The organism is Micromonospora noduli (assembly GCF_003264365.1).
GTDB lineage: Bacteria > Actinomycetota > Actinomycetes > Mycobacteriales > Micromonosporaceae > Micromonospora > Micromonospora noduli.
Genome location: NZ_PYAK01000015.1, coordinates 77,081 through 101,721, shown reverse-complemented (window position 1 = coordinate 101,721; position 24,641 = coordinate 77,081). Strand labels below are relative to the sequence as shown.

General features: G+C 71.9%; 31 protein-coding genes. 20 read left to right on the top strand and 11 right to left on the bottom strand.

Annotated features, from left to right (window positions below):
- The first annotated feature begins 55 nt into the window (after positions 1 to 55).
- Both GUI43_RS14675 and GUI43_RS14670 read left to right on the top strand, forming a co-directional pair.
- On the top strand, positions 56 to 1,303 hold the full coding sequence (locus GUI43_RS14675; protein WP_249037754.1) for an MFS transporter: 1,248 nt from the start codon (positions 56 to 58) through the stop codon (positions 1,301 to 1,303).
- Entirely contained in the window at positions 1,303 to 1,887 is a 585-nt protein-coding gene (locus tag GUI43_RS14670; protein WP_112699037.1) for a GNAT family N-acetyltransferase, read from the top strand. Before GUI43_RS14675 ends, GUI43_RS14670 begins: the two co-directional genes overlap by 1 nt.
- 27 nt (positions 1,888 to 1,914) lie before the next feature.
- On the opposite strand, the gene GUI43_RS33865 is transcribed toward GUI43_RS14670, so the two are convergent.
- Both GUI43_RS33865 and GUI43_RS14660 read right to left on the bottom strand, forming a co-directional pair.
- Positions 1,915 to 2,388, bottom strand: a complete 474-nt coding sequence (locus tag GUI43_RS33865) for a GNAT family N-acetyltransferase (protein WP_170158732.1) — start codon at positions 2,386 to 2,388, stop codon at positions 1,915 to 1,917.
- 136 nt (positions 2,389 to 2,524) lie between these two features.
- Positions 2,525 to 3,265, bottom strand: a complete 741-nt coding sequence (locus GUI43_RS14660; RefSeq protein ID WP_112699035.1) for an SDR family oxidoreductase — start codon at positions 3,263 to 3,265, stop codon at positions 2,525 to 2,527.
- A gap of 125 nt (positions 3,266 to 3,390) precedes the next feature.
- On the opposite strand from GUI43_RS14660, the gene GUI43_RS14655 reads away from it, so the two are divergent.
- Entirely contained in the window at positions 3,391 to 3,873 is a 483-nt protein-coding gene (locus GUI43_RS14655; RefSeq protein ID WP_211326698.1) for an RrF2 family transcriptional regulator, read from the top strand.
- 33 nt (positions 3,874 to 3,906) lie between these two features.
- Here the strand turns inward: GUI43_RS14655 and GUI43_RS14650 are convergent, their stop codons facing one another.
- On the bottom strand, positions 3,907 to 5,469 hold the full coding sequence (locus tag GUI43_RS14650) for an ArnT family glycosyltransferase (RefSeq protein ID WP_112699034.1): 1,563 nt from the start codon (positions 5,467 to 5,469) through the stop codon (positions 3,907 to 3,909).
- Positions 5,470 to 5,627: 158 nt separating this feature from the next.
- Between GUI43_RS14650 and GUI43_RS14645 the strand changes: the two genes are divergently transcribed.
- The 6 genes from GUI43_RS14645 (at position 5,628) to GUI43_RS14620 (ending at position 10,374) form a co-directional block, all read left to right on the top strand.
- Positions 5,628 to 6,140, top strand: a complete 513-nt coding sequence (locus tag GUI43_RS14645) for a SigE family RNA polymerase sigma factor (RefSeq protein WP_112586924.1) — start codon at positions 5,628 to 5,630, stop codon at positions 6,138 to 6,140.
- On the top strand, positions 6,133 to 6,960 hold the full coding sequence (locus GUI43_RS14640; RefSeq protein ID WP_112699033.1) for a DUF4232 domain-containing protein: 828 nt from the start codon (positions 6,133 to 6,135) through the stop codon (positions 6,958 to 6,960). The genes GUI43_RS14645 and GUI43_RS14640 overlap by 8 nt, the downstream gene beginning before the upstream one ends.
- 111 nt (positions 6,961 to 7,071) lie before the next feature.
- Positions 7,072 to 8,103 carry an aldo/keto reductase gene (locus GUI43_RS14635; RefSeq protein ID WP_112699032.1) on the top strand — a complete coding sequence of 344 codons (1,032 nt, stop codon included), beginning with the start codon at positions 7,072 to 7,074 and terminating at the stop codon, positions 8,101 to 8,103.
- Positions 8,100 to 8,606, top strand: a complete 507-nt coding sequence (locus tag GUI43_RS14630) for a mycothiol transferase (RefSeq protein ID WP_225855067.1) — start codon at positions 8,100 to 8,102, stop codon at positions 8,604 to 8,606. The genes GUI43_RS14635 and GUI43_RS14630 overlap by 4 nt, the downstream gene beginning before the upstream one ends.
- Before the next feature lie 241 nt (positions 8,607 to 8,847).
- Complete coding sequence (locus GUI43_RS14625) at positions 8,848 to 9,534, top strand: Type 1 glutamine amidotransferase-like domain-containing protein (RefSeq protein ID WP_112699031.1); 687 nt, start codon at positions 8,848 to 8,850, stop codon at positions 9,532 to 9,534.
- Positions 9,535 to 9,615: 81 nt separating this feature from the next.
- Complete coding sequence (locus tag GUI43_RS14620) at positions 9,616 to 10,374, top strand: GNAT family N-acetyltransferase (RefSeq protein WP_112699030.1); 759 nt, start codon at positions 9,616 to 9,618, stop codon at positions 10,372 to 10,374.
- Here GUI43_RS14620 and GUI43_RS14615 read toward each other — a convergent pair.
- The 4 genes from GUI43_RS14615 to GUI43_RS33860 form a co-directional block, all read right to left on the bottom strand.
- A complete protein-coding gene (locus tag GUI43_RS14615; RefSeq protein WP_146765908.1) occupies positions 10,368 to 11,261 on the bottom strand; it encodes a hypothetical protein in 894 nt (297 codons plus the stop codon). The two genes, GUI43_RS14620 and GUI43_RS14615, sit on opposite strands and share 7 nt — an antisense overlap.
- On the bottom strand, positions 11,248 to 12,549 hold the full coding sequence (locus GUI43_RS14610) for a hypothetical protein (protein ID WP_112699028.1): 1,302 nt from the start codon (positions 12,547 to 12,549) through the stop codon (positions 11,248 to 11,250). The genes GUI43_RS14615 and GUI43_RS14610 overlap by 14 nt, the downstream gene beginning before the upstream one ends.
- Positions 12,550 to 12,653: 104 nt before the next feature.
- The gene (locus GUI43_RS14605; protein WP_112699027.1) at positions 12,654 to 12,899 is read right to left on the bottom strand and encodes a flavin reductase; all 246 of its coding nucleotides are present in this window, start codon (positions 12,897 to 12,899) and stop codon (positions 12,654 to 12,656) included.
- Positions 12,899 to 13,042, bottom strand: coding sequence for a hypothetical protein (locus GUI43_RS33860; protein ID WP_170158731.1), 144 nt, complete (start codon positions 13,040 to 13,042; stop codon positions 12,899 to 12,901). Before GUI43_RS33860 ends, GUI43_RS14605 begins: the two co-directional genes overlap by 1 nt.
- Before the next feature lie 118 nt (positions 13,043 to 13,160).
- Between GUI43_RS33860 and GUI43_RS14600 the strand changes: the two genes are divergently transcribed.
- Together GUI43_RS14600 and GUI43_RS14595 are read left to right on the top strand one after the other, a co-directional pair.
- Positions 13,161 to 13,928 (top strand): DUF5753 domain-containing protein, encoded by a 768-nt coding sequence (locus GUI43_RS14600; protein WP_112699026.1) that lies wholly within the window; start codon positions 13,161 to 13,163, stop codon positions 13,926 to 13,928.
- Positions 13,919 to 14,110, top strand: a complete 192-nt coding sequence (locus GUI43_RS14595) for a DUF397 domain-containing protein (protein WP_112699025.1) — start codon at positions 13,919 to 13,921, stop codon at positions 14,108 to 14,110. Before GUI43_RS14600 ends, GUI43_RS14595 begins: the two co-directional genes overlap by 10 nt.
- Positions 14,111 to 14,204: 94 nt before the next feature.
- Here the strand turns inward: GUI43_RS14595 and GUI43_RS14590 are convergent, their stop codons facing one another.
- A complete protein-coding gene (locus GUI43_RS14590) occupies positions 14,205 to 15,437 on the bottom strand; it encodes an MFS transporter (protein WP_112699024.1) in 1,233 nt (410 codons plus the stop codon).
- 68 nt (positions 15,438 to 15,505) lie between these two features.
- Here GUI43_RS14590 and GUI43_RS14585 point away from each other — a divergent pair, with 68 nt between their 5' ends.
- From GUI43_RS14585 to GUI43_RS14550, 8 genes are all read left to right on the top strand, one after another.
- Positions 15,506 to 16,021 carry a MarR family winged helix-turn-helix transcriptional regulator gene (locus GUI43_RS14585; RefSeq protein ID WP_211326697.1) on the top strand — a complete coding sequence of 172 codons (516 nt, stop codon included), beginning with the start codon at positions 15,506 to 15,508 and terminating at the stop codon, positions 16,019 to 16,021.
- A 72-nt stretch (positions 16,022 to 16,093) separates the two neighbouring features.
- Entirely contained in the window at positions 16,094 to 16,609 is a 516-nt protein-coding gene (locus tag GUI43_RS14580; RefSeq protein WP_112699062.1) for a DUF2087 domain-containing protein, read from the top strand.
- A gap of 52 nt (positions 16,610 to 16,661) precedes the next feature.
- A complete protein-coding gene (locus GUI43_RS14575) occupies positions 16,662 to 17,138 on the top strand; it encodes a MarR family winged helix-turn-helix transcriptional regulator (protein ID WP_112586945.1) in 477 nt (158 codons plus the stop codon).
- A 76-nt stretch (positions 17,139 to 17,214) separates the two neighbouring features.
- The gene (locus tag GUI43_RS14570; RefSeq protein ID WP_112699023.1) at positions 17,215 to 17,628 is read left to right on the top strand and encodes a DUF6069 family protein; all 414 of its coding nucleotides are present in this window, start codon (positions 17,215 to 17,217) and stop codon (positions 17,626 to 17,628) included.
- A 246-nt stretch (positions 17,629 to 17,874) separates the two neighbouring features.
- Positions 17,875 to 19,584, top strand: a complete 1,710-nt coding sequence (locus GUI43_RS14565; RefSeq protein WP_112699022.1) for an ABC-F family ATP-binding cassette domain-containing protein — start codon at positions 17,875 to 17,877, stop codon at positions 19,582 to 19,584.
- On the top strand, positions 19,581 to 20,105 hold the full coding sequence (locus GUI43_RS14560) for a GNAT family N-acetyltransferase (protein WP_249037753.1): 525 nt from the start codon (positions 19,581 to 19,583) through the stop codon (positions 20,103 to 20,105). The genes GUI43_RS14565 and GUI43_RS14560 overlap by 4 nt, the downstream gene beginning before the upstream one ends.
- A gap of 72 nt (positions 20,106 to 20,177) precedes the next feature.
- A complete protein-coding gene (locus GUI43_RS14555) occupies positions 20,178 to 20,603 on the top strand; it encodes an Hsp20/alpha crystallin family protein (RefSeq protein ID WP_112587834.1) in 426 nt (141 codons plus the stop codon).
- Between the two features lie 71 nt (positions 20,604 to 20,674).
- Positions 20,675 to 21,673 carry a tyrosine-type recombinase/integrase gene (locus GUI43_RS14550; protein WP_112586952.1) on the top strand — a complete coding sequence of 333 codons (999 nt, stop codon included), beginning with the start codon at positions 20,675 to 20,677 and terminating at the stop codon, positions 21,671 to 21,673.
- Between the two features lie 28 nt (positions 21,674 to 21,701).
- On the opposite strand, the gene GUI43_RS14545 is transcribed toward GUI43_RS14550, so the two are convergent.
- Together GUI43_RS14545 and GUI43_RS14540 are read right to left on the bottom strand one after the other, a co-directional pair.
- Positions 21,702 to 22,109, bottom strand: coding sequence for a RidA family protein (locus GUI43_RS14545; RefSeq protein WP_112673263.1), 408 nt, complete (start codon positions 22,107 to 22,109; stop codon positions 21,702 to 21,704).
- A gap of 32 nt (positions 22,110 to 22,141) precedes the next feature.
- Positions 22,142 to 22,513 carry a VOC family protein gene (locus GUI43_RS14540; protein WP_112586954.1) on the bottom strand — a complete coding sequence of 124 codons (372 nt, stop codon included), beginning with the start codon at positions 22,511 to 22,513 and terminating at the stop codon, positions 22,142 to 22,144.
- A gap of 88 nt (positions 22,514 to 22,601) precedes the next feature.
- Between GUI43_RS14540 and GUI43_RS14535 the strand changes: the two genes are divergently transcribed.
- A complete protein-coding gene (locus tag GUI43_RS14535) occupies positions 22,602 to 23,447 on the top strand; it encodes an LLM class flavin-dependent oxidoreductase (RefSeq protein ID WP_112668670.1) in 846 nt (281 codons plus the stop codon).
- 7 nt (positions 23,448 to 23,454) lie between these two features.
- Here GUI43_RS14535 and GUI43_RS14530 read toward each other — a convergent pair whose 3' ends face one another.
- Positions 23,455 to 24,618 carry an outer membrane protein assembly factor BamB family protein gene (locus tag GUI43_RS14530; RefSeq protein ID WP_112699021.1) on the bottom strand — a complete coding sequence of 388 codons (1,164 nt, stop codon included), beginning with the start codon at positions 24,616 to 24,618 and terminating at the stop codon, positions 23,455 to 23,457.
- Positions 24,619 to 24,641 lie beyond the last annotated feature (23 nt).

The window sequence follows — 24,641 nt, the reverse complement described above, 5'->3', positions numbered from 1 at the left end:
GCTTTGATCGCGGGGGTCAACGACGAGTTGTCGGAAGTGGGGTGTGGGCTTGTCCGTGAGGCGATCCCTGGGTCGGCGGTTCGGGTGGTTGTGGGCGTCGTACGCGGTCAGCGCCTACGGCTCGGGGCTCGGCTTCGGGGCATTGCCGTTGATCGCCGTGCTGGTGTTGCAGGCCAGCCCCGCTCAGGTGTCCGTGTTGGCCGCGCTGGGGCCGGCGGTGGGCGCGCTGATCGCGTTGCCGATCGGGCCGTGGGTGGAGTTCCACCGCAAGCGGCACGTGATGATCGCGATGGATCTGGCCCGGTTCGCGGTCCTGCTGACCGTCCCCGTCGCGTACGCGCTGGGCCGGCTCAGCTTCGAGCAGTTGCTGGTCGTCTCGGCCGTGCTCGCCACCGCCAAGATCGCCTTCAACGCGGCCAGCGGCGCCTTCCTCAAGGCCCTCGTGCGACCGGACGACCTGCTGGTGGCGAACGCGCGGTTCGAGTCGACAACCTGGAGCTCGATCGCGCTCGGGCCGCCGCTGGGCGGCGCCGCGGTGGGACTCTTCGGGCCGGTCGTCACCGTCGTGGCCGACGCGCTCAGCTACCTGCTCTCCGCGCTGGGCCTCACCGCCATTCGCGGCCCCGAAGACCACCCCCGGCGCACCGGCGCAGGCCGGGTCCGGGCCGGTGAGCTGCTCGACGGCTGGCGGCACCTGCTGACCCACCCCGGTCTGCGGGCGCTCTACCTCAACCAGTTGATCGTCGCCGGGCTGATCATGGCCACCGAGCCGCTGTTGGCCGTGCTCCTGCTCGGCGAGCTGGGCTTCCCGCCGTGGCAGTACGGCCTCGCCTTCGCCGTGCCCTGCGTCGGCGGGCTCGTCGGATCACGCCTGGCCCGTCGGGTGGTGGCACGCCATGGCCAACACCGGATCATCCGCACCGTGGGCACGCTGCGCGCGATCTGGCTGATCGGCCTCGCCTTCGTCCAGCCCGGCGTGGTCGGCCTCGCCACGGTGATCGCCGTCGAGTTCGCGATCATCATCAGCATGAGCCTGTACAACCCGGTGCTCGCCACCTACCGCCTTCAACAGACTCCGAAGGACCGCATCGTCCGCACCCTCTCTGCCTGGTCGATCGGCAGCAGCGCGGCCATCGCCATCCTCAGCGCGCTCGGTGGGCTGCTCGCGCAGGCCACCAGCCCGCGCACGGCCATCGCGGTCGCCGGGTTGGTGATCCTCGCGAGCCCGCTGCTGCTGCCCCGGAGCACGGACGCCGAACGACCGGCACCGGAGCTCTCCGCACGGGTCTCTACGATCGCGTGATGTTCCAGCCGACCTACCCGATCCGCACCGCACGGCTCGTCCTGCGCCCGGTCACGATCGACGACCTCGACGACGTGTACGCGTTTCAGCGTCGACCCGACGTCGTGCGCTGGATGCTCGGGGCGGAGCCGCGTACCCGGGAGCAGTCGCGGGTGTCGGTGCTCGCCATGGCGGGCGAGGACGCGTGGCGCGCGGAGGGCGACTGCCTGACGGTGGCCGTGGTCACCGACGCCGGGGTGATCGGGATCGTGGAGTTGGTGTGGCGTAGCCGGCTGGAGCGTACCGCCGAACTCGGGTTTGTCTTCCACCCCGACCACTGCGGTCGCGGGTTGGCCACGGAGGCCGCCACCGCGGTGCTGGACTGGGGTTTCACCGAGTTCGGGTTGCACCGGGTCTACGGCCGGTGCCACTGTCGCAACACCGCGTCGGCCCGACTGATGGCGCGTCTCGGTATGCGACAGGAGGCCCGCCACGTCGAGAGTTACCTGTTCCAGGGGGAGTGGGCCGACCAGCTCGTCTTCGCGATCCTGGCGCACGAGTGGCGGGCCGGGACCAGCACGTCACACGGTGGGATGCGCCGGTAACCGGCCTTGCGTCGGCTGAAGCCCTGGTCAGAGACGCAACTCGAGCACCAGTTCGTGCCGGATGGGAATGCCGTCGTCCTCCAGCGGGATGCTGGGCTTGAGCCGCCGGGCGCGGGTCACGGCATCCCGTTCGACGCGTACCAGGTCGAAGCCGCGCCGCTGATAGAAGCGCAACGCCGCCAGATTCTCATTGGTGGTCACCAACCAGAGCCGTATGACGCGGTGACGGATCGCCTCGGCCCGCAGCCAGTCGAGGAGGGCGCTGCCGCCACCGATCCCTGGCTCGGTGGCGGCGAGCGAGAGGATCTCCCAGGTCTGGGCGCCGTCGTGGCGGTAGGTGATCACCCCGACGCGACGGCCGTCCCGCTCGGCTACGGCGGCAGCATCACCGGTGGCGTCCAGGAGTTCGTCGTGCACCGCCATCATGGTGCTGCCGAACGTGTCGGCCAAGGCCTCGTTGACGAACGGCGCGTCGTCGGCGACCGCAATCCGGACGGTCACGTGGGAATCCGATGTCTTCCTGCTCATGGCGTCGGCTCTCCGGGGCTCGGGGATACGGCCGAGAGCACGGTATCGCCGTATCCCCGCGCCTCGCGGCGGCGGTCGATCGCCGCCGCGAGACGCGGGGTGTGCCTGCTCAGGCCCGGCGCGCCAGCCACTCCCGGTGGGCGGTGGGCGCGATGACGGCGTCGTCGCCTGCGATGAGGACATCGCCGGACATGGCGGCGAACATCCCGGCGGTGTTGTCGGTGGTGACGGTGCGCTGGTCACCGCGGGCTTCGAGGGTGATCCGCCCCAGCTCGTCGAGGGCGAAGACGTCGGGCCCGGCCACGTTGCGGATGCCCCGCAGCGGCGCGCCCATGCTGACCTCGGCGACGGCCTGCGCCACGTCGGCGGCGGCCATCGGCTGCACCGGCGTGCTGGGCAGGCGGACGGTGGTGTCGTCGGCCGTCCAGGACAGGATCGCCTCGACGAACTCGAAGAACTGGGTGGCGCGGACGATCGAGTACGGAATCGGACCGGCCGTGAGGATCCCCTCCTGGAGGGTCTTGGCGCGGTAGTAGTCCAGGTCCGGCACCTGGTCGACGCCGACGATGGAGAGGATCACCGCGTGGCCGACGCCCGCGCGAGCGGCTGCGGCCAGCAGGTTGTCCATGGTCGTCTGGAAGAAGGCGGGCGAGGCCTCGTCGAAGGTCGGCGAGTTCGTCAGGTTGACGACGACCTCGGCGCCGGCGAGCCCGTCGGACAGGCCCTGCCCGGTGAGCAGGTCCACCCCGGTGGACGGCGAGAGCGGCACCGCCTCGTGCCCCGCGGCCTGCAGGATCTTGACGACCTGCGATCCGATGAGGCCGGTCCCGCCCAGTACGGCGATCTTCATCCCTTGCACCTTCCCGTGACTGTGTGGTCCGACTGCTGAGGTTCAGCCGAAACTCGGACCTTCCTTGTCCGAGAACTATACTCGGACACAACGAGTCCGAGTAACGGGGTGACTAGGGTGACGTCATGAAGATGTCCGGCGGGGTCGAGTGGGCGCTGCACTGCTGCGTGGTGCTCACCGTCAGCCACACGCCCGTTCCGGCGGCCAAGCTGGCGGAACTGCACGACGTCTCCAGCAGCTACCTGGCCAAGCAGCTCCAGGCGCTGGCCCGCGCCGGCCTGATCCACTCCGTGCAGGGCAAGTCCGGCGGCTATGTGCTGGCCCGCGCACCGGAGAGCATCACCCTGCTCGACGTGGTCCAGGCCGTCGACGGTCCCGGCCGGACCTTCGTCTGCACCGAGATCCGCCAGCGCGGCCCGTTCGCGACGCCGGCCGACGCCTGCACCACGCCGTGCCCCGTCTCCCGCGCGATGTGGGCGGCCGAGGACGCGTGGCACCAGGCGCTCGCCGCGGTCACGATCGCCGATCTCGCCCGCGACGTCGACGCCACCTCCGGCCCCGAGGCCCTGGTCGGCATCCAGGCCTGGCTGACCGGCGGCGCCAGCTGACCCTGGCTGACCGGGGAAGCCTGTGGTGCACGGTCAGCCGGTGTGGCGTACCTCGGTGTCCCAGATCTGCGACCACGGACGCCGCAGCCCTCGGCACACGTGGATCGGGCCGCCGTTCTCGTCGTTGTCCACCTCGACCCGCTGGTCCACCACCCCGGAGAGGGTGCACCGCTCGAACCAGGCGCCCAGCGGGTCGCCAGGCTCACCACCAACCCAACCGACGGCGATGACCACGTCAGCGTCGGCGGGCGGGCGACCGAAGTCGACCATGCTGTTGTGCCCGGAGTACGCGCGGGGCAGACCACGGGCCGGACCGTAACGCGCCAGTGCGCCGGCCTCGCCGTAGTTGGCGGTCAGGACGACCGCCCGTGACCGCTCCTCGGGCGGCAGCCCACGATGGACTCTCGCGACCGAGTCGGCGAACTCCGGCCAGCCGATCGTCTCGCCGGCGTCGTAGTTGACGTCGACCACGAACCCGGGCAACCGGTCGGCCGGCAGCACCGGCAGCAGCAGCACGACGTTGGGCAGCAGGAACGGCACCACGCCCAGCGCGAGCAGCCCACGACGCCACCAGAGCGACCCGCGCGAGGCCCACGCCACGGTGACCAGCGCCCCGGCGGCGGTGAGGACCAGCAACAGCGGCGCGTCGTAGTAACCCTTGCCGCCGGCGATCAGCACGATGCCGACGACGACCACCCAGGCCCACCCCACCGCCCGGTACGCCCGCCACTCGGGCCGACGTAGCAGCGCGACGAGGCCGGCGATCCAGATCGGTACGGCGTACGGGCTGATGATGACGAAGTGAAGGGTGAACGACTCCAGGCGGCCGCTGTAGGAGCTGTCGCCGTCGGAGATGGAAGAAGCCACGCCGAGCTGCGGAAAACCGTTGGCCGCCTGCCAGATCAGGTTCGGCGCGGCCAGGAGCACGGTGATCCCGGCAGCGGCGAGCACCCACCGGTCGCGCAGCAGCCGACGCGGCCCGGCGATGAGCACCCCGGCGACCAGGCCGACGGCCAGCAGCGCGGGCAGCAGCTTGCTGAGCATGCCCACACCGAGCGCCAGCCCGATGCCCAGCGCCCAGCGGCTGTCACCGGTACGCAGCAACCGCACCGCACACCACGCCGTGACCAACCAGACCAGCAGGTCGACGGTGGTGGTGCTGAGCAGGTGGCCACTGGCGAGCACGATGCCGGAGAGCGCGGCGAGCACCGCCGCGAAGAGCTGCCCGCCCCGGCCGGCACCCAGCTCCCGGGCGATGGCGGCGACCAGCAGCACCGCGCCGCCGGCCAGCACCGCCGACGGGGTACGCAGCACCACCAGGTTGCCCGGGGCGATCGTGTCGAGCAGCCGGGCCAGCGCCGGGACCAGGGGCCCCTGATCGACGTAGCCCCAGTCGAGGTGCCGGCCGGCGAGCAGGAAGTACAGCTCGTCGCGGTGATAGCCGTAACGGCCCGCGAGCAGCAGCAGCGTCACTGTGGTCGCCGCGGCCACCCACCACGGGCCGAGCGCCCGCGGACCGGGTACGTCCGGTTCGCCCGGTGGGCCGACCGTGGCAGGCCGACGGGGACTGTCGGTGTCGACTGCGTGTTCGCTCACCCGCTCATCATCGCGGGCCGCGTCGCCGCGTGGTGCCCGTGGTGCGCGCTGTCGCCGTCCGGACAGAACGAGAATCCTGCTCGGCGGAACCTCGGCGGCGGTCGAGGCGTGAGTGCGGTGGACGTCGATGGGACGCCGGAAGGGCGGGGGGCGAAGGGATGTTGCATGTCGACGAGTTCGACGACTTCTACACCAGCACGTATCGACGCGTGGTCGGGCAGCTGTACGCGATGCTGGGGGATCTCAACGAGGCGGAGGACGCGGTACAGGAGGCGTACTGCCGTGCGTGGCAGCGACGGACGAAGCTGAACGAGTACGACAGTCCCGAGGCGTGGGTCCGCACGGTCGCCTACCGCATCGCGGTGAGCAGTTGGCGTCGAGCGAGAAACCGGCTGGCCGCCCACCGGCGGCACGGTCCGCAGGATCCTGTCCAGTCGACCGGCTCCGGTCATCTGGAACTCATCGGCGCCCTGGCGGGACTGCCGTACGAGCAGCGGCGGGTGGTGGTGCTGCACCACCTCGTCGGCCTGCCACTGGCCGACATCTGCCGCGAGACGGGAACGCCACTGGGGACGGTGAAGTCCCGGCTCGCCCGGGGCAGGCAGGCGCTGGCCCAGCACTTCACGGAGTTGACGGACAGCGCTGACGGAAGGATCTCGGAAGATGTCTGACCTGCATCGGGCGCCCGGCGAGCCGGCCCCGTTCGAGGAGAGGCTGGCCGACCTGGCCGGGAGTGCGGCGGCCGTGGCGCGACCCGAGTCCCCGGCGGCCGTCCGACGCCGTGCCGGGCACCGGACGGCGCGCCGACGGCTTGGCACCGGGGCCCTGGCGGTGGCGGTACTGGGCGCCATCGCGGTCGGAGGCGCGTGGCGTTCGTCCTTCGACGACGCGGTACCGCCGGCGGTGACGCCCTCTCCGGTGACCCCGCCGAGCACCCCGGCGCCGACCACGCCGTCGCCCACCGTTCAGTCGCCGACGACCGGTTCTCCCGAGGTGCCCAGCTCGGCGGCCGGGACCGTCGGCGCCCGGCCGCCGGGCGCGCCCGACTCGACGCCGGGCCGGTGCACGACGGCGCAGCTGACGGTCACGCTCGCGTCCGAGGACGCCGCGAGCGGACACCGCAGCGTGGCCGTGGTGTTCCGCAACAGTGGAGGCGCCACCTGCCGACTGACCGGCTACCCGGGGGTCGACGCGCTGGGTGGCGACGGCAGGACCCTGGCGCATGCCGAGCGCACGCGGCGCGGCTATATGGGTGGTCCGGCGGGGACCGGGCGGCCCCCGACGGTGACGTTGCATCCGGGCAGGTCCGCGTCGGCGTTGGTCGAGGCGTCGGGTTTCCGCGCCGACGGCGCCGCGTGCAAACCGTACGTGAGCCTGTTGATCACGCCGCCGGACGACGTCCGGTCGGTACGGCTGAGGTGGGAGACCGACAGTTGCAGCGATCTGGAGGTGCATCCGCTGGTCGCCGGAACCACAGGTCGCTTGGCGTGACCGTACGGAGCGCGACCGCCGCGGCGCGTTGAGCGCCGCGGCGGTCCGCCCCGTGCGGGTGGTCGGACCGGGTGCGAAGATCAGCTTTGTCACTCGGACCGAAAGGACGATATGCGCTATCGCACTCTGGGCAACACCGGCACCCTGGTGTCCACCCTGTGTCTGGGCACGATGACCTTCGGCGCGGAGACCGACGAGGCCGGCAGCTTCGCCCAACTGGACCGGTTCGTCGAGGCCGGCGGCACCTTCATCGACACCGCTGACGTCTACTCCACCGGCGTCTCCGAGGACATCATCGGGCGCTGGCTGCGCAGCCGACCCGACCTGCGCGACCGCCTGGTGATCGCCACCAAGGGGCGGTTCCCGATGGGCCCGGGGACCAACGACGCCGGCCTGTCCCGGGTGCACCTCACCCGCGCCCTGGACGCCAGCCTGCGCCGCCTCGGCGTCGAGGCCGTCGACCTGTACCAGGCGCACGCCTGGGATCCGCTGACCCCGCTGCCGGAGACGCTGCGGTTCTTCGACGACGCGGTCAGCGCCGGCAAGATCCGCTACGCGGGGGTCAGCAACTTCACCGGCTGGCAGTTGCAGAAGGCCGCCCTGCTCACCCAGCACCTCAACCTCACCCCGATCGTGACCCTGCAACCGCAGTACAACCTGCTGGCCCGGGAGATCGAGTTCGAGTTGGTGCCGGTCTGCGAGAACGAGGGCATCGGCATCCTGCCGTGGTCACCGCTGGGCGGCGGTTGGCTGACCGGTAAGTACCAGCGCGACAGCACGCCCACCGGCGCGACCCGGCTCGGCGAGAACCCGCAGCGCGGCGTCGAGGCGTACGCGGGTCGCAACGCCGAGGAGCGCACCTGGCGGGTGCTCGACGCGGTCCGCCAGATCGCCGGGGACCGCGACGTGTCCATGTCGGCGGTGTCGTTGGCCTGGCTGGCGGCCCGACCGGCGGTCAGCTCGGTGATCCTCGGCGCGCGTACCACCGAGCAGCTCGACGACAACCTGACCGCCGCCGACCTGGTCCTCGACGCCGAGCAGATGCGGCTGCTGGACGAGGCGAGCGCCCCGCTGGTGGGCGACTACCCGTACGGCGCGGCCGGGGTGCGCCAGCGCGCCCGTGACCTGCCGGTCGGATCATGACCTCGTTCCCCGAGCCCACCGACCCGGCCGGCAGCCGCACCGAGGTCTTCCTGCGCTACCTGGACTACTTCCGCGAGTCCGCGGTGGCCAAGGTGTCGGCGCTGGCCGAGCCGGAACTGCGGCGCAGCCGGCTGCCGTCCGGGTGGACGCCACTGGAGTTGCTCACCCACCTGCGCCACGTCGAGCTGCGCTGGATCGAGTGGGGTTTCCAGGGCCGGGACGTCGCCGAGCCGTGGGGCGACCGCCGCGACGACCGCTGGTACGTCGCCCCCGACGAGACCCGCGCGGACCTGGTGGCGGCGCTGCGGGCGCAGGGCGCGCACACCACGGCCGTGGTGACAGCACACGACCTGGCCGAGATCGGCGCGCCGGGCCCGCGGTGGAACGGCGCGGACCCGGCGTCACTGGAGCGGGTGCTGTTCCACCTGGTGCAGGAGTACGCCCGCCACCTGGGCCACCTCGACGTGGTCGCCGAACTCGCTGGCGGCCCGACCGGGAAGTGAGGCCGTCGGCTCGAGGGGCTTGTCGGGCAGCGACACCACCAGATCTTGGACAGTTTCCGTTACGCCCTGACGGAAACTGTCCAAGATCTGCGCGAAGTAGCGGTTGGTTCGGACGATTGACGGTTCGATGGCCGCCAGCGGATGATCCAGCGATGTGTCGCTCGGATTCAGCGAGCGGGACGCTGGCTTGAATGGACAACTCGATCGCCGTCATGGCGGTGGCTTCAGGAGAGCGGATTCCATGAAGTTCCTTCTCACGTCGTCGGGCATCTGCAACCCGAGCATCTCCGACGCGCTCGTCGACCTGCTGGGCAAGCCGATCGCCGAGTCCACGGCCCTGTTCATCCCCACCGCTGTCTACCCCTTTCCCGGCGGAGCCGAGAGGGCCTGGAAGGCGGTCCACGGCCCGGCTTCGATCCCGTTGTCCCAGCTCGGTTGGAAATCCCTGGGGATATTGGAACTCACCGCGCTGCCGACCATTCGAGAAGAGAACTGGGTACCGGCGGTCCGGGAAGCCGATGCTCTCCTCGTCTGGGGCGGCGACGTGCTCTACCTGACCTACTGGCTGCGCCAGTCGGGCCTGGCCGACCTCCTGCCGTCGCTGACTGACACGGTTTATGTGGGGGTCAGCGCCGGGAGCATCGCTGTCACCCCGTACAACTGCGACGCCGAATTCAATCTTGGATTCGTCCCGGACGGCAGCGACATGGCGCAGGACGCCGACCGGGCGCTGGGGCTTGTGGATTTCACGCTGTACCCCCACCTCAACCACCCGGACATGGAGGACACCGCGCTGTCCGACATTCAGAAGTGGGCGTCCGGAATCCCGGTTCCGACCTACGCCATCGACGACAACACCGCCATCAAGGTGGTCGATGGCACCGTTGACGTCGTCTCCGAAGGCGACTGGAGACTGATCAACCCCTGACCGGGACGTCCCTTCAGCCCGAGCCGGCCCTGGACAGGGCGGGGCCGCAACTCGCGAGGCCGTCGGCTCGATAATGGGCGAATGCCGCTGCTCGTCGCACCCGCCCTGCCCGCCGGTAGCCTCGCCGCCCAGGAGCAACCCCACCTTCCGGTACGCCCCGGGCTGGCGCTCCGGCCGTGGCGTGACGACGACGCCCCGGCCGTCCGGGCCGCCTTCGACTGTCCGGTGATCCAGCGATGGCACGTGCGTCGCCTCGACAGCGACGACGAGGCACTGTCGTGGACAGCGCAGTGGGCCGGCCGGTGGCGCGACGAGAGCGCCGCCAGTTGGGCGGTCGTCGCCGCCGACGACCGGCCCGTCGGTCAGGTGGGGTTGCGCGACGTGCTGTTGACCGAGGCGTCGGCGCAGGTGTCGTACTGGGTGGTGCCCACTGCGCGCGGCCGGGGGGTCGCCACCGAGGCGCTGCTCGCCCTGACCCGGTGGAGCTTCACCCGGGGCGGGTTTCACCGGCTGGCGCTGGAGCACTCGACCGGCAACGAGGCGTCCTGCCGGGTGGCCGGGCGGGCCGGTTTCACCGAGGAGGGCGTGGCCCGCCTGTCGGTGCGTCACGCCGACGGCTGGCACGACATGCACCGGCACGCACGGCTGGCGACCTCCATGGAATCAGGAGCCGACCGGGACGCTGGTGGTCGTTCCGTCGGTGTCGGTGACCCTGACCTCGGTGGCGGTCGCCGGCAGCAGCGCCGCCGTACGGCCGGCGTCCGTCCACTGGCCGTCGCCGACCCGGTAGCTCAGTACCGACCCCTCGGCGGCGACTGGTGGACGGCCGGTTGTCAGTAGGGGCAGGTGCGCCGGTCGCGCACCATCTGCGCGTACTCGGCGCCGGTGATGCGCAGCCGGTCGGTCTTGGTGCCGTCCTTGGCCCGACATTCGTTCAGCGAATTGAGGTAGATCCAGGTGTGGGCCGCGTCGTCCGCTTGCCCGGTCACCTCGAACGGCTTGTCGCCGGGTGCCGAGATCACCATCGTCTGGCGTCGTCCGTCGGCGAGGTAGTCCAACTCCAGTCGCCATCGGCAGTGCTGCTTGGCGCTGAGCGCTCGTACCTGAATGACGTTCTTCTCACCCCTGGGCAAGGTGATCTTGTGGGTGGCGAAGAACGGGGCACCGCCATCCTCGCCACCGGTGTCCTCGACGAGCATCCGGGGATTCGGTCGATCCACATGGGTCACGAGGACGACCTTCTCGGAGGCGCCCTGGGATTCGTTGGGCTCCCGGATCCCGGTGAGCGGGGGGCGGCAGGGCTCGACGAGGACCGGCCGAAGGTCGACGGCCTCCACGGCCTCGTCCCGGGTGCCGACGAGGGTGATCTCCCAGGTGCTCCGCTCGATGTCGACCGCGCCGGCCTCGACTGTCGGATCGTCCGGCCGCTTGGCGTCCAGACGAGAAAGGTCGGCGTCGGCGGGGTAGACGTAGTCGAGCGCGCCCTCGTCCGGGTAGGGGACGTGCCTCAGGTCGAGGACGACCAGTGGCCCCCGGCCGGCCAACTCCTCGGCCAGTTTGTCCGCCGGTTTCCACTGGTTGATCATGCCGAGAACGACGGCGCCGAGCCAGGTGGCGACCGCACCGACCACGATTGTCAGCAGCCAGGTGACGGGACGTTTCCACCAGGCGACAGGTGCCGGCGCGGGGGCCCTACGGCGACGCGGACGCTTGTTACGTGGACTCATGGACCGGAGTCTCCTGCGTATCGGTGGACGTGTCGGTGGAGGTGTCGGTGTCGAGGAGCCGACGGGCCAGCAGCACGGGCAGCGCGACGAGCCAACCCCAGGCCGCGCCGAAGCGCAGCGCGGAGGTCAGTTGCAGGCCCAGGGACTGCCAGGGCGCGCAGCCGGTGGGGGAGTCCGAGCTCGCGCAGTCGACCACGACGTCGGACGTTGCGGTCAGCGCGGACGCCGCGATCGTGGCACCCCAGCAGACGACGACGAGCCCGAGGCGATGCCCGGAGTTCGGCAGGCCGGCGAGCAGCGCCCGGAGCAGGAGCCACAGCACCAACAGCAGGGCGAGGGCGAGCACCGACCTGTGCACCCACACGTCCATCGACAGGGGATTCAGCTCGATCTCGTGAGTCAGCCGGTACTCGACGTCATCGCGGACGCGTGGGGGTGGGGACAGGGCGGGGCGGTACAGGAACACCCTGAGCAGCGCCAGGAAACCTCTTTCGGAGTAGCTGTCCCACACCGCCTGGGTGCCGTTGACCAGCATGAGCACCAGCACCGGAAGGACGCCGGCCAGGGCAAGGTTCGCGCTGCGCCTCGGCACGTCGCCGATCAGCGGAACGCGGGCCTGGTTATCGACGACCGCGTCCTGCGCCTCACCGTCACCCCCGCCGTCACCCTCGTCGTCGACCGCGTCCTGGGCCTCGTCTTCACCGTCGTCGGTGTCTGTGTTCAGCCGGTTCAGCAGCAGTATCGCCAGGCTGGTGCAACCCACCAGGGACGCGTTCGTGCCCGCCAGCAGGCAGCCGAGGAAGAGGGCGTCGGACGTCCAGCCCGTCAGCGTCAGGTGCGCGCTGGCGAGGAGGGTGGAGTGGTCCAGTGCCTCGTTGGCGTACCAACCGGTGGGGGCGGTGTGGACGCGGACCACAAGGGTGGCCCACCAGAGCAGGTCCCCGATCGCCGTGGCGGTGAGGGCGGCGGCCGCGCCGACCATCGCCGCGATGAACGGGTGCGTCCGTCGGGTGACAAGGCCGCAGGCCAGGTACGTCGACACCCCGATCAGCAAGATCACGACCCAGCGGATCAGCGGTGTCACCGCGTCCATCATGGGGGCGGTCATGGGGTCGAGGGGGGCGAAGAAGGCCACCCCCTTCGCGACGAGGGTCCGGGAGTCGACGGCGGTCCGGGTGACGGTGAACGGCCCCGACATGGAGTTCAGCTCGGCGGTGACGCCCAGGTACATCAGGATGGCGGCCACCGTGGCGAGCACGGCCACGACGATCCTGAATGGCCGGCTCATCTGGCCGGCCTCATCCCGGGGCGGGTCGTCACGCCGTCAGTCTCTCGCATCGCGCTGGTTCCCACGGGCCCGTCCATCCGCTCCGGGAGCGGGTCGGCGACGTCTCAGCGGGCTTCCGCCCAGCCGACGAAACGCGGGGTCAGGTCGGGCAGCGCGACGCCCGGGTTGAGCTTGGCGAGGTCGGCCTCGGCTGTCTCCTGGACCTTCGCCAGGTGGATCAACAGGCCCGGCCGATCTCCGCGGTACTCGCCGAGTAGGCGCAGCTTGGCGGCGGAGCACGGCCACAGGATGCCGCAGACCGGGCAGCGCCACGACGGTCGCAACGGGGAGTGCTTCGGACGCTCGGGCATCAGCTGACCGCCACGGTTGCGCGACGCCGCTCCGGTGTGGACATGACCCGGACGACGATCGACGTGCGGAATTGGACGCTCGCGGCGGTGGTCGACAGGACCACGTCCCCGGTCCTGAGTGCGCCTCGTACCTCGTTCTGCACAGCTTCTCCTCCTCGTTGCAGCGCCGTCTACACCGCACTTTGCCGGGGGTGGCTGGACAAACACACAGCGTTAACTAATCTCTTCGGAGCAGCTGATTTGTTCCAAGAGAGGGACGGCATGAACCACGCCTTTGTCGCGGCGCTGGCCGCGGCGGGTCACACTGCCGAGAGCCTCGCAGGTCAGCTCGGTGTGCACCCGAAGACCGTCGCCAGGTGGGCAAACCCGGGGCACATTCCCCAGAGCCGACACCGTGCGACAGTGGCCGGGCTGCTGGCAAAGGACGCCGACGCGCTGTGGCCGGACGTGGTCCGTCGCCGCGAGCCGGTGTGGTTCCGGCCGTGGGTCGACCTCGAACGCGAGGCCGTGACACTGCGGTCGTTCGAGCTCGCGTGGGTGCCCGGACTGCTGCAAACCGAGGCGTACGCCCGGGCGACCCTGGCCGGTGGGGTGCTGACACCGGAGGCGGTCGCCGAGTTCGCCGAGGCGCGGATCAACCGGCAGGCGATCCTCGGCCGGGGAGGTGGGCCACTGCTGATCGCCGTGCTGGACGAAGGGGTGCTCAGGCGGCGTGTCGGCGACAACCGCGGGCTGATGGCGGTGCAACTCGCGCGCCTGCTCGGGCACACCGAGACGGGCGCCGTGCAACTCCACATCGTCCCGTCGGACGCGCCCAGCTACCCCGGACTCGACGGACCGTTCACCATCGCCGACATGCCGGACGGGTCGCGGGTCGCGCACGTCGACAGCGCGGCACGGGCGCAGATCCTCGATCAAACGTCGGATCTTGTTAGCCTGGAACGACGGTGGGAACGTATTCGCGGCGAGGCCCTGCCCCGAGGGCGTTCGTTGGAACTCCTCAGAGAAGCGGCAGCATCATGGACATGACCGGTGCGCGGTGGCGGAAGAGCACGAAGAGCGGCGGCAACGGTGGCAACTGTGTCGAGGTTGCCGACAACCTTCCGGGCGTGGTCCTGGTTCGGGACACGAAGGACCGCGACGGTGGCACGCTGACGTTCAGCCCGCAGTCGTGGCGTGGCTTCGTCGCGATGACCCGCGACGCCGGCTGACGGACCACATCGCACGGAGGCTCCCGGCATCGGCCGGGAGCCTCCGTCGTGGTTGGGCCGGGCATCGACCGTCGCGCACCGACGATCGATCGGATCAACGGACGACGGTGGGTTCGGCCGGTCGTGGTTGCGGGGTCGCCGGCCAGGTGAGTCGGCGTACGCCGGGAACGAGCGCGGTGCCCGCGCAGGAGGCGAGGACCAGCAGGCCCGCGACGGCCAGCGGGACGGGTGCGCCGAACGCGTCGGCGGCCAACGGGGCCAGGGCGTAGCCCAGCGGCATGGCGCCCAGCGAGACCAGCCAGTCGTACGAGGTGACCCGGGCCAGGACCTCCGGCGGGAAGTGGTGCTGCACGACTGTCTCCCACACCGGGTTGAGGTAACCGAGGGCGGTCAGCGCCACCGCGTAGGCGACGATCACCGCGGGGGCGGGCGCGGCCACGGCGAGCAGGAACAGTGGCGCGGCGTAGCAGGCCAGCCCGAGGTTGGCCAGCAGCACCGGCCGGTGCAGCCGGACCCGCCCGGCCAGCAGCGATCCGGTGAGCATCCCGATCGCGCCGGCCTGCAACAGCAGCACCCAGGTCGTCTCGCCCCCCAGGCGGTCGATGGCGACGGCCGGCCCGAGGGTCATCAGCACGGCGGCGGCGCCGTTCCACACGCCGTGTCCAAGCAGGCTGGTCCAGAACCAGTCGCGGGCGCGTACCTCGCCGAAGCCGTGCCGAAGGTCGGCGAGGACGGAACGGCGGGGCACCGGCACGTGGCGGACCCGCACCAGCGCGAGCAGCGTGGCGCTGAGCGCGAACGACACGCCGTCCAGGATGAACGCCCAACCGGGTCCGGCGGCCCAGATCAGCGCGCCGGCCAGGGCCGGGCCGGCGAGGCGGCTGGTGTTGGCGGTGATCCCCATCAGGGCGTTGGCCCGCTGCCTGTCCGCCGGTTCGACGGTGCCGGCGACCAGCGGAGACGCGGTCGGGATGGCGAACGCCGAGGCGGTGCCGCCGAGCGCGGACGCCACCACCACTGTGGTCAGTGACGGGTCGCCGCCGAGCAGCTCCACGCCGACCGCGAGCTGCGTGGCGCAGCGGACCAGGTCGGCCAGGAGGGCGACCCGGCGGGCGTCGAACCGGTCGGCCACCACACCACCCAACGGCAACAGGACCAGCCGGGGCACGACCGCCGCGGCGAGGACGACGGCCAGCGCGCCGGTGGAGCCGGTGGCCCGCAGCACGGCCAGCGCCAGCGCGGCGGGCACCACCGCGTCGCCGAGCGCGGAGATGGTGCGACCCAGGAAGAGCAGCCGGAAGGAGTGGTCGCGCAGTGGGTGAGCCATGACCACAACCTACTTCGACACCGAATATTTCGGCAATGAATATTTCGGTGCTGAGGTAAGCTGGCGCGGTGACCACCACTCCGGACGCCGTCGACCGGCACATCGAACGCTGGCTGCCCGTGGTGCCCGACCTCGACCCGGACGTCGAGGGGGCGGTGACCAGGATGATCCGACTGACCCGGCATCTGCGGACCGTCAAGGAGCGGGTCCTGGTCGACCTCGACCTGCCGGCCCACGAGTACGACACCCTGCACGCCCTGGCCGGCCGCGGTGGTCGGGCCGCACCCTCGGACCTCGCCGCGGACCTCACGATGGCCCCCGCCTCGATCACCGCGCGGGTGGACGCGCTGCTCCGGCGGGGCTTCGTACACCGGATCCCGTCGACAGTCGACCGTCGACGCGTCGACGTGGAGCTCACCGAGGCGGGTCAGGCCGCGTGGCGCGGGGCGATGGAGGTCCAGGGCGCCGAGGAGCACCGCCTGCTCGGCGCGCTCACCGCGACTGAACGGCGACACCTCTCCGACCTGCTGCGCCGGGTGCTGCTCGTCGCCGAGCAGCCGCAGAGCACGCCGGAGACCGACTGAGCGGACCGCCGCCGACCGAGCGGACTGGAAATCGCGTGGCGTCGGCGTACCGCTGATGCAAGAGTGACCGGCGTGACTGCGCATGTGCTGGCCGGGGCCCTGGCCGACGACGGACGGCGACGGATCTTCGCGGCGATCGTGCTGGGTGCCACCAGCGCGACCGAGGTCGCCGAGCGGACCGGCCTGCCGGCGCGGGTGGTGCTCACCGGGGTCCGCCGGCTCACCGACGCGGGCCTCGTCACCGGCGCGGACGGCGCGCTCGCGGCCGACGAGGCGTCGCTGCGGGCCACCGCGCGCGACGGCGGCCCGGCCGTCGACGCCGAACCCGGCGTCGACCCGGTGCTGCGGACCTTCCTGCGGGCCGGCGTCCTGGTGAGCCTTCCGGCGCAGCGGGGTCGACGGCGGGTGCTTCTGGCGCACATCGCCGAGCAGTCGTTCGAGCCGGGCATCCGCTATCCGGAGCGGGCCGTCGACGACGCGCTCAAGCCGTGGTGCGCCGCAGGCGGGTCGGATCACGCGACGCTGCGCCGGTATCTGATCGACGAGCAGTTGCTCACCCGCGAGCACGGCATCTACCAGCGGCTCTGAACGCCGGCTGCGCGAACCGTCTGGTTGCGGAGGATCTTGCTAGCCTCGGCGCATGACCTCCTGCACGCCCACCGATGGCCCGCCGGACCTGTTGTTCCTGCTCTCCTGGGCGAGTCACTCGTTGCAGACCGAGCACGCCGCCGGGCTGGCCGAGCTGGGCATCTCGCCGCGGGCGCACTACGTGCTGGCACAGGCCCACACCGGTGAGCTGACCCAGCGGGAGATCGGCGAGCGGTGCGGTGTGGACAAGACCACGATGGTCGTGACGCTCGACCAGCTGGAGCGGGCCGGGCTGGCCGAGCGCCGTCCGGTGCCGACAGACCGACGGGCCCGGATGGTCGCGGTGACGCCAGCGGGGGAGCAGGTGCTGCGGCAGGCGCAACAGGTGGTCCGGCGCATCCAGGACGACCTGCTGGCAACCCTGCCCGAGCAGGACCGGGAGGTGTTCCTGCGGGCTCTCCTGGCGCTGGTGAGCGGGCCACTGGCCAACACCTCCCCGTACGCGCCGGGGGCCCGTTCCGGCTGCTAGTTCCGAGAAAGATAGTTCCGAACAAGACTATCTGTTACGGTCGTACTCGTTCGTTTCCCCTGAACGAGGAGCCGTCATGAGTGCTGTTACCGTCACGACCCCCGCCCCCTCACCACTGCGCCGGCGCGCCCTCGGCGTCGCCGCCGCCGTCGTGGCCCCCCTTGCCATCTGGGCGATCGGCGCGTTGGCCGGAGTCGACTACACAGTCGAGAGCCCAGGTCAGCCCGCCACCGTCATCGGGGCCGGCGCGATCGTCATGATCGCCCTGGGAGCCGCCCTGCTCGGCTGGGCGGCGCTGGCGCTGCTGGAACGGTTCGCCCCCCGCGTCGCCCGACCGGTCTGGATCTCGCTGGCCATCGTCGTGACGGTGCTGTCCTTCGTCCCCGTGCTCAGCGTCGAGGCCACCGGCGGCGCCAAGCTGGCCCTCGGCGCGACGCACGTGGCCGTGGCGGTCGCGTTGATCGCCCTGCTGCCCCGCCCCCGCCGGTAGGCGGCCCGCTGGTATTCCCCCCGCCCACCTCGTGTCGCGCTGACCACGGGGTGGGCGAAACCCTCGTGAGTCGATGCGCCGAGATTGCTAGCATCGCCGTCATGGCACGAGGTATCTGGTCGCAGAAGGTCCGCTCCGCCCGCTGACGGCGGCGCCCTTCCTCTGCTGAATCCGCGCTCGCCGTCCCGGTTCCCGCCGGGCGGCCGCTAACTGCTGCCCGGCTCCATCGCGAGCTGCGGAGCACCATTGAACCCCGAAGTCATCTCCCTGCCGGCCGAGGCCGGCGGCAGCGCGCACGTGCGCGCCACGAACATCACAGTGACCCGCGGGTCCCGTCGCGTCCTGACCGACGTCTCGGTCACCGTCTCCGCCCGTTCGCGGGTGGCGGTCGTCGGCGAGAACGGTCGCGGCAAGACGACGCTGCTGCACGTCCTCGCCGGGCTGATCACGCCGGAGCGCGGCACCGTGCAGCGGGCCGGCACGATCGGCCTGGCCCGCCAGGAGCTACCCGCCCGCGACGGCGAGACGGTCGGCACCCTCACGTCCGAGGCGCTGGCCGCGTCGCTCACCGCCCTCGCCGCCCTGGACGAGGCGACCCTCGCCCTGACCGCTGGCGATCCGAGCGCCGAGGACCGCTACGCCGCCGCGCTCGACGCGGCCACCCGACTCGACGCGTGGGACGCCGAACGCCGCGTCGACGTGGCACTGGAGGCCCTCGACGCCTGCACCGACCGCGACCGTCCCCTGGCGACGTTGTCGGTGGGGCAGCGCTACCGGGTGCGGCTGGCATGCCTGCTCGGCGCGCGCCACGACGTGCTGCTGCTCGACGAGCCGACAAACCACCTCGACGCCGACGGGCTGGACTTCCTGACCCGCCGGCTCCGCGAGCACGACGGCGGTCTCGCCATCGTCAGCCACGACCGGGCGCTGCTGCGCGACGTCGCGGACCGGTTCCTCGACCTCGATCCCAACCACGACGCGAAGGCACGGCTCTACGCTGGCGGTTATGACGCCTGGCAGGACGCCCGGCGCCGCGAGCGGGAGCACTGGGAGCAGGAGTACGAGCAGCAGCAGGCCGAGCGTCGACGACTCCAGGACGCGGTGTCGAAGGCCCGCGACCGGCTCTCCACCGGCTGGCGGCCGGACAAGGGGACCGGCAAGCACCAGCGCCAGTCCCGCGCGCCGGGCGTCGTACAGGCCCTGAACCGGCAGCAGGACGCGCTCCAGGCGCACCGGGTCGACGTACCGAAACCACCGCCGACGCTGCGGTTGCCGGACCTTGGTGTACGGCAGGGCGCACCGCAGGTACGCGCGCAGGGCGTCGCCGTCGACGGGCGACTCGCCGGCCCGGTCGACCTCACCATCGGTGGCGGTGACCGGCTGCTCGTCACCGGGCCCAACGGCGCCGGGAAGTCCACACTGCTCGCGGTGCTCGCCGGAGCGCTCGAACCCACCGACGGGTACGCCTGGACGGCGAAGGAGGCGCGGGTCGCCCGGCTCACCCAGGAGACCGCCGGGCAGGCCCCCGACCTCACCGCCGACGAGGTGTACGCCCGCCAGGTGGGACGGCTGGTGTCGCGTGGAGTGCTGCCCGCCGCCGTGACAGTGCCGCTCGGATCGCTCGGGCTGCTGGACTCCGCCGCGACGCGTACGCCCGTCGGGCGGATGTCGCAGGGGCAGCAGCGCCGCCTCGACCTGGCACTGGTGCTGGCCGGGCGGCCCACGCTGATCCTGCTTGACGAGCCGACCAACCACCTCTCGTCGACAGTGGCCGACGAGCTGACCGCCGCGATCCGCGCGACGAGCGCCGCCGTCGTCGTCGCCACCCACGACCGGCAACTGCTGCGGGATCTGGCCGACTGGCCGCTGCTACGGGTGGGCAAGGCCGTGAGACCGGGTACGCGAACCGGGCGACCGGATAAAACCGTTGACCGGGCGGTGATGATCAACAGGTGACCATTACCGCCCGGCCCACCTGGACGACCAGCACCAGTCGGCCCGACCACCCCGACGCGGTGCTGCTGCTGCGCGAGTACATGACCGAGATGGTGGTTCGCTATCACCGTCGCCCGGCCCTGCCGGGCGAGGTCGACGCGGCGCTGGCCGAGCTACCCAGCGACGACCTGACCACGCCGAGCGGGCTGCTCCTGCTCGCCCACCACGGCACCGACCTGGCCGGCTGCGCCGGGCTGCGCTGGCAACCCGGCTGGGCCGAGCTGACCCGGGTGTTCATCCGCCCCGAGCACCGCGGTGCCGGTGGGGGTGCCGTGCTGCTGGCCGCCGTCGAGGAGCAGGCCCGCGCGGCCGGGGCGGACCGGATCCGGCTCGACACCCGCCATGACCTGGTCGAGGCCCGCGCCCTGTACGCCCGGCACGGCTACGCCGAGATCCCGGCGTACTCGCGGGGCCCCTACGCCGAACACTGGTTTGAAAAGCGGCTGTCCGGAGCAGTTGACGTCGGCGCGCGGACGCGCTAAATAAGAAGAGGAAGTTGAGTCACCCCGGCTCAACTCATCACCTTCGGCCAGGAGAACCGAGGAGGCATGACGATGTTGATGCGTACCGACCCGTTCCGCGAGATCGACCGGCTCGCCGAGCAGTTCTTCGGTACGGCGGCCCGTCCCGCGACGATGCACCTGGACGCCTACCGCGACGGCGACCACTTCTACGCGGCGTTCGACCTGCCCGGCGTCGATCCGGACAGCATCGACTGCACCGTCGAGCGCAACGTGCTCACCGTCCGCGCCGAGCGTCGCCGGCCAACCGGCGACGGCGTCGAACTGGTCGCCGCCGAACGCCCGATGGGCACCTTCACCCGGCGGCTGTTCCTCGGCGACACGCTCGACACCGACAAGCTGGAAGCCGGCTACGAGAACGGGGTGCTGACGCTGCGCATCCCGGTCGCCGAGCGCGCCAAGCCCCGCCGGGTGACCATCCAGGCCAACGGCGGCGCCCGCCGAGAGATCAACGCCTGATCCGACACAGTGACGGGTGGGACCGGCGCGCCTGCACGCCGATCCCACCCGAGGCTGAGAGCCTTTTTCACATGGTGTTCTCCGACGCTCCGGTGCTCGCCCGCCCGTCCGCGCCACCGGCGCTGCCGAGCGGGCCGGTCGAGGTCACCGAGGCGTGGCTGCGCAACCGGCGGCTGTCCGAACACACCCGCGACGCCTACCGACGTGACGTCACCGGCTGGCTCACCTGGTGCGCCGGTCACGACCTGGACCCGCTGCGGGCCACGTTCCTGCACGTCAACGAGTACGCCCGCGCGCTGGAGAGCCGCGTCGACGCCCGCAGCGGCCGCACACTGACCCCGGCGACCGTCGCGCGCCGACTCTCGGCGCTGTCCAGTTGGTACGACTTCCTGGTCAAACTGGGCGCTGTGCCAGCCAACCCGGTCTCCGGCGCCGACCGCCCCCGCGTCGACCGGGACCACTCCGCCACCGTCGGGCTCACCCCCGAGGAGGTGGACGCCCTGCTCAGCGCCGCCGACGCGGACACCGGCGCGACCGCCGTACGCAACCGGGCGGCGCTCGCGCTCCTCGCCGACCTGGGTCTGCGGGTCGGGGAGCTGATCTCGCTGGACCTGACCGACCTCGGCACCGAACGCGGCCACCGCAGCGTGCGCTTCATCGGCAAGGGCGGCAAACAACGTCGCCGCGCCCTCACCCCCGGCACCGGGCACGCCGTGGACGCCTACCTGGCCCAGCGGGCCGCCACCACCGGCGTGCCGGTGCCGCAGCTCACCGGCCCGCTGCTGGTCACCGCCAGCGGCGCCCGGCTGGACCGGCACTCGGTGTTCCGGATGGTCCGTCGGCTCGCCCGCGCCGCCGGCATCCCGGCCTGGGCGAAGCTGTCCCCACACTCGCTGCGACACGCCTTCGCCACCACGGCCCGCTCGGAGGGCGTGCCGTTGGAGGACGTGCAGGACGCCATGGGGCACGCCGACCCGCGCACCACCCGCCGCTACGACCGGGACCGGCACAACCTCGACCGCGACCCGGCCTACGCGGTGTGGGCGGCCCGGTCGCGTCGTCGCGGCTGACTGCTGGACGCCCGACGTCGGGTTGTTATCAGTCGAGCACCGCAGTGGCTTCGACCTCGACGAGGAGATCAGGCTCGCCGAGAGCACTAACACCCAGCAGCGTGATGGGCTTGACCAGGTCAGCTCCCAGCTTCGCACCCGCCCGAGCGACGCCTTCGCCCAACAGGGGCATCTTGTCGGGCGACCAGTCGACGACGTAGATGGTCAGTTTCGCCACGTCGCCGAAGGACCCACCGATCTCGGCCAGGGCGGTGCCAATGTTGAGATAGCACTGCTCGACCTGGGCGGCGAGGTCTCCCTCGCCGACTTTGCGCCCTTCGACGTCGCGGGCCACCTGACCGGCGAGGAAGACCAGCCTGGACCCGGTCGCGATCGACAACTGACGGTAGACGTCCGGCTTCGGTAGCCCGTCCGGATTGACGAGGGTGATGGCCATGCTGACTCCTTCTGTCGTCGCGCCGGGCCGTCTCAGCTCTGTGGGCGGGGGCAGATGCAGAACGGCTGCCCGATCGGGTCGAGAAGCACCACCCACCGCTCGCCGCCGGGCTGGAAGGCCGGCTTCGACGCGCCCGCGGCGACGAACTTCTCCTCCGCCGCCGCCAGGTCGTCGACGTAGAGATCCAGGTGGTATCGCTTGTCGCCGGTCTGGTCCGGCCAGGAGGGCGGTCGGTAGCCCTCGACCAGCCCGAAGCCGATGGAGACGCCACCGGAGCTGATCATCGCGTACTCCGGTTGGCTGTGGGTGACCTCCCAGCCCAGCGCCTCGTGGTAGAACGCGGCGTGGCCGGCGGGATCGGAACTGTCGAGGTTGACCATCGCGAGGTCGGCAGAAGTCGTCACGCCGGCAGTATGCCGCCGGGGCCCGACAACTCCGGCCCCGCGACACTCGCCGCGGCCTGGTGTCGGGCCCCCGCCCTACGGTCGGCGGATGAGACATGGTCTGGAGATTTCCTGCGGCGGGGCCTCGGTCGCGGTGTCCACCCTGGTCGAGCTGGGTGAGCTGGCCGAACGCGCCGACTGGGACGGCGTGTTCCTGGAGGACTATCTGATCCACTATTCCGGCGACGAGCCGTTCACCTACGACCCGTGGCTGGTCCTCGCCGCGATCGCCGGGCGCACCGACCGGGTGCGACTGGGCACCACTGTCACCGCGCTGCCCCGGCGTCGCCCGGCGAAGTTGGCGCGGGAGGTCCTCACCCTCGACCACCTCAGCGCGGGCCGGGCCACCGTGGCGGTCGGTGTCGGCGACCCCGGCGATCGGGGCCTGGCCGCCTTCGGCGAGCAGACCGAGGTGTCCGTGCGGGCCGCGATGCTCGACGAGGGTCTCGACCTGCTGACGGGGCTGCTCAGCGGTGAGCGGGTCAGCCACCAGGGCACCCACTACAGCGCCGACGGGGTGTCGCTGCGGCCTGCGCCGGTGCAGTCGCCGCGGGTGCCGGTCTGGGTCGGCGGGAGCACCCAGGCCGGAGCGGTGCGCCGCCGAGCCGCCCGCGCCGACGGCATCGTGCCGTACAAGCTCACCAACACCGACGGGTGGTCCGACTTCACCCCCGACGAGGTACACGACCTGGCGAACGCCCTGCCGGCGACGCGCGCCGACGGTCAGCCGTTCGACGTGGCGGTCGGCGGCCGGCGGCGCCGCTCCGACGAGCGCACCGAACGGGCCTACCTGGGTGAGCTGGCCGCCGCCGGGGCCACCTGGTGGCTGGAGTTCGTCCCGGCGGGCGATCCGGCGACGATGCGCGCAGCCGTTGCCCGAGGCCCTCTGCGCTGACCCGGGGTCAAGGGCCCTCGATGGGCCAGAACGTCACGCGGGCCGTGCCGTCGCGGCAGATCAACCCCGCGCCGACCCGGCGGCAGTCGGTCACACCCGCCGGGAGCACCGCGAACACTTGATGACCGTCGCGTCCCACCGTCGCGACCAGGGAGCGCCTGCCGTCCGCCGCCATTCCCAGCACCACCAGGGGTTCCGCAGCGACCCGTGGGCCAGCCACCGTTCGCCAGCGCGCCCCGGCCGGCCACGTCCACACCCGCACCCCGGTGCCCGGGTCGATCGCCCAGCGTCCCTGCTCGTCCTGCCCACACATCAGACCCTGGCAGGGCCGCAGGATCAGCTCACCCGGCTGCACCGGCACCTGCCAGCGTCGCGCCAGCCCGGGCAGGTCGTAGCCGGTCAGCGCCATCGCGCCGCCGCTCGGGTGGCGCAGCACCAGGTACGCGCCGACGACCTGGGGATTGTCCGGGCCGTAGTCGGCCGGCGGAAGCTGCCCCCGTCCGCGTTCGGTGCCGTCACGGGCGTCGAGCAGCCGGACCAATCCGTCGTCCTGCACCAGCAGCACCCGCCCGGGTAGCGCCCGCAGCACCGCCGTGGAGGGCAGCGGGACCGACCACCGGGTCGCGCCGGTGGCCGGGTCGACGCCGTGCACAGTGCCCTCGACCCGCCGACCCGGTTCGGAGGCGCTGCGCACCTCGCTCACCGCGACCGCCTCGTTTCCGGCCGCGTACACCCGCTCGGGTCGCCGCCACACCGGCTGGCCGGTACGCAACGACCGCCCGGTGGTGACCCGCGCCCCGAGCGCCTGGTCGCGCTCGACCAGCAGCAACAAGTCACCGGCGACCTCGGCGGACCACCCGGCGGCGGGCGGCACGGTCACCCGCCACCGCGGCGGGCCGTCCGGCGCGGCCGAGTCGTAGGCGCTCAGCGTCGGCGGGTTCGGCTCGGGGTCGACGACCAGCAGCAGCGGCCCCGCGCCGAGCACTGTCGCCCGAGCGGGCACCGCCGGCCCGGGCTGAGGCGTCAGGCGCGCGGCCGGGGCGGCACCACCGAGCAGGACACAGGCCGCCACCAGCGCCGCCACCCGCCACCGGCGGGACACCTGCGGAGGCGGGCGGCGCTCCTCCAGTGGCGCGCCCCGGTCGTCACCCAGCTCGATCAGCACCGACATGGGCGCCCACCCGTCCGCTCGCG

What these genes read in the sequence shown, in the direction of transcription:
- GUI43_RS14660 (WP_112699035.1), bottom strand. Translation starts at nt 3,265, where the DNA reads ATGAAGATCGCCGTACTGGGCGGGACCGGCCTCATCGGATCGCAGGTC.
- GUI43_RS14545 (WP_112673263.1), bottom strand. Translation starts at nt 22,109, where the DNA reads ATGGCCATCACCCTCGTCAATCCGGACGGGCTACCGAAGCCGGACGTC.
- GUI43_RS14550 (WP_112586952.1), top strand. Translation starts at nt 20,675, where the DNA reads ATGGTGTTCTCCGACGCTCCGGTGCTCGCCCGCCCGTCCGCGCCACCG.
- GUI43_RS14535 (WP_112668670.1), top strand. Translation starts at nt 22,602, where the DNA reads ATGAGACATGGTCTGGAGATTTCCTGCGGCGGGGCCTCGGTCGCGGTG.
- GUI43_RS14635 (WP_112699032.1), top strand. Translation starts at nt 7,072, where the DNA reads ATGCGCTATCGCACTCTGGGCAACACCGGCACCCTGGTGTCCACCCTG.
- GUI43_RS14610 (WP_112699028.1), bottom strand. Translation starts at nt 12,549, where the DNA reads ATGAGCCGGCCATTCAGGATCGTCGTGGCCGTGCTCGCCACGGTGGCC.
- GUI43_RS14670 (WP_112699037.1), top strand. Translation starts at nt 1,303, where the DNA reads ATGTTCCAGCCGACCTACCCGATCCGCACCGCACGGCTCGTCCTGCGC.
- GUI43_RS14570 (WP_112699023.1), top strand. Translation starts at nt 17,215, where the DNA reads ATGAGTGCTGTTACCGTCACGACCCCCGCCCCCTCACCACTGCGCCGG.
- GUI43_RS14575 (WP_112586945.1), top strand. Translation starts at nt 16,662, where the DNA reads ATGACCTCCTGCACGCCCACCGATGGCCCGCCGGACCTGTTGTTCCTG.
- GUI43_RS14645 (WP_112586924.1), top strand. Translation starts at nt 5,628, where the DNA reads ATGTTGCATGTCGACGAGTTCGACGACTTCTACACCAGCACGTATCGA.
- GUI43_RS14625 (WP_112699031.1), top strand. Translation starts at nt 8,848, where the DNA reads ATGAAGTTCCTTCTCACGTCGTCGGGCATCTGCAACCCGAGCATCTCC.
- GUI43_RS14620 (WP_112699030.1), top strand. Translation starts at nt 9,616, where the DNA reads ATGCCGCTGCTCGTCGCACCCGCCCTGCCCGCCGGTAGCCTCGCCGCC.
- GUI43_RS14595 (WP_112699025.1), top strand. Translation starts at nt 13,919, where the DNA reads ATGGACATGACCGGTGCGCGGTGGCGGAAGAGCACGAAGAGCGGCGGC.
- GUI43_RS14590 (WP_112699024.1), bottom strand. Translation starts at nt 15,437, where the DNA reads ATGGCTCACCCACTGCGCGACCACTCCTTCCGGCTGCTCTTCCTGGGT.
- GUI43_RS14555 (WP_112587834.1), top strand. Translation starts at nt 20,178, where the DNA reads ATGTTGATGCGTACCGACCCGTTCCGCGAGATCGACCGGCTCGCCGAG.
- GUI43_RS14605 (WP_112699027.1), bottom strand. Translation starts at nt 12,899, where the DNA reads ATGCCCGAGCGTCCGAAGCACTCCCCGTTGCGACCGTCGTGGCGCTGC.
- GUI43_RS14530 (WP_112699021.1), bottom strand. Translation starts at nt 24,618, where the DNA reads ATGTCGGTGCTGATCGAGCTGGGTGACGACCGGGGCGCGCCACTGGAG.
- GUI43_RS14600 (WP_112699026.1), top strand. Translation starts at nt 13,161, where the DNA reads ATGAACCACGCCTTTGTCGCGGCGCTGGCCGCGGCGGGTCACACTGCC.
- GUI43_RS14630 (WP_225855067.1), top strand. Translation starts at nt 8,100, where the DNA reads ATGACCTCGTTCCCCGAGCCCACCGACCCGGCCGGCAGCCGCACCGAG.
- GUI43_RS14655 (WP_211326698.1), top strand. Translation starts at nt 3,391, where the DNA reads ATGAAGATGTCCGGCGGGGTCGAGTGGGCGCTGCACTGCTGCGTGGTG.
- GUI43_RS14615 (WP_146765908.1), bottom strand. Translation starts at nt 11,261, where the DNA reads ATGAGTCCACGTAACAAGCGTCCGCGTCGCCGTAGGGCCCCCGCGCCG.
- GUI43_RS14640 (WP_112699033.1), top strand. Translation starts at nt 6,133, where the DNA reads ATGTCTGACCTGCATCGGGCGCCCGGCGAGCCGGCCCCGTTCGAGGAG.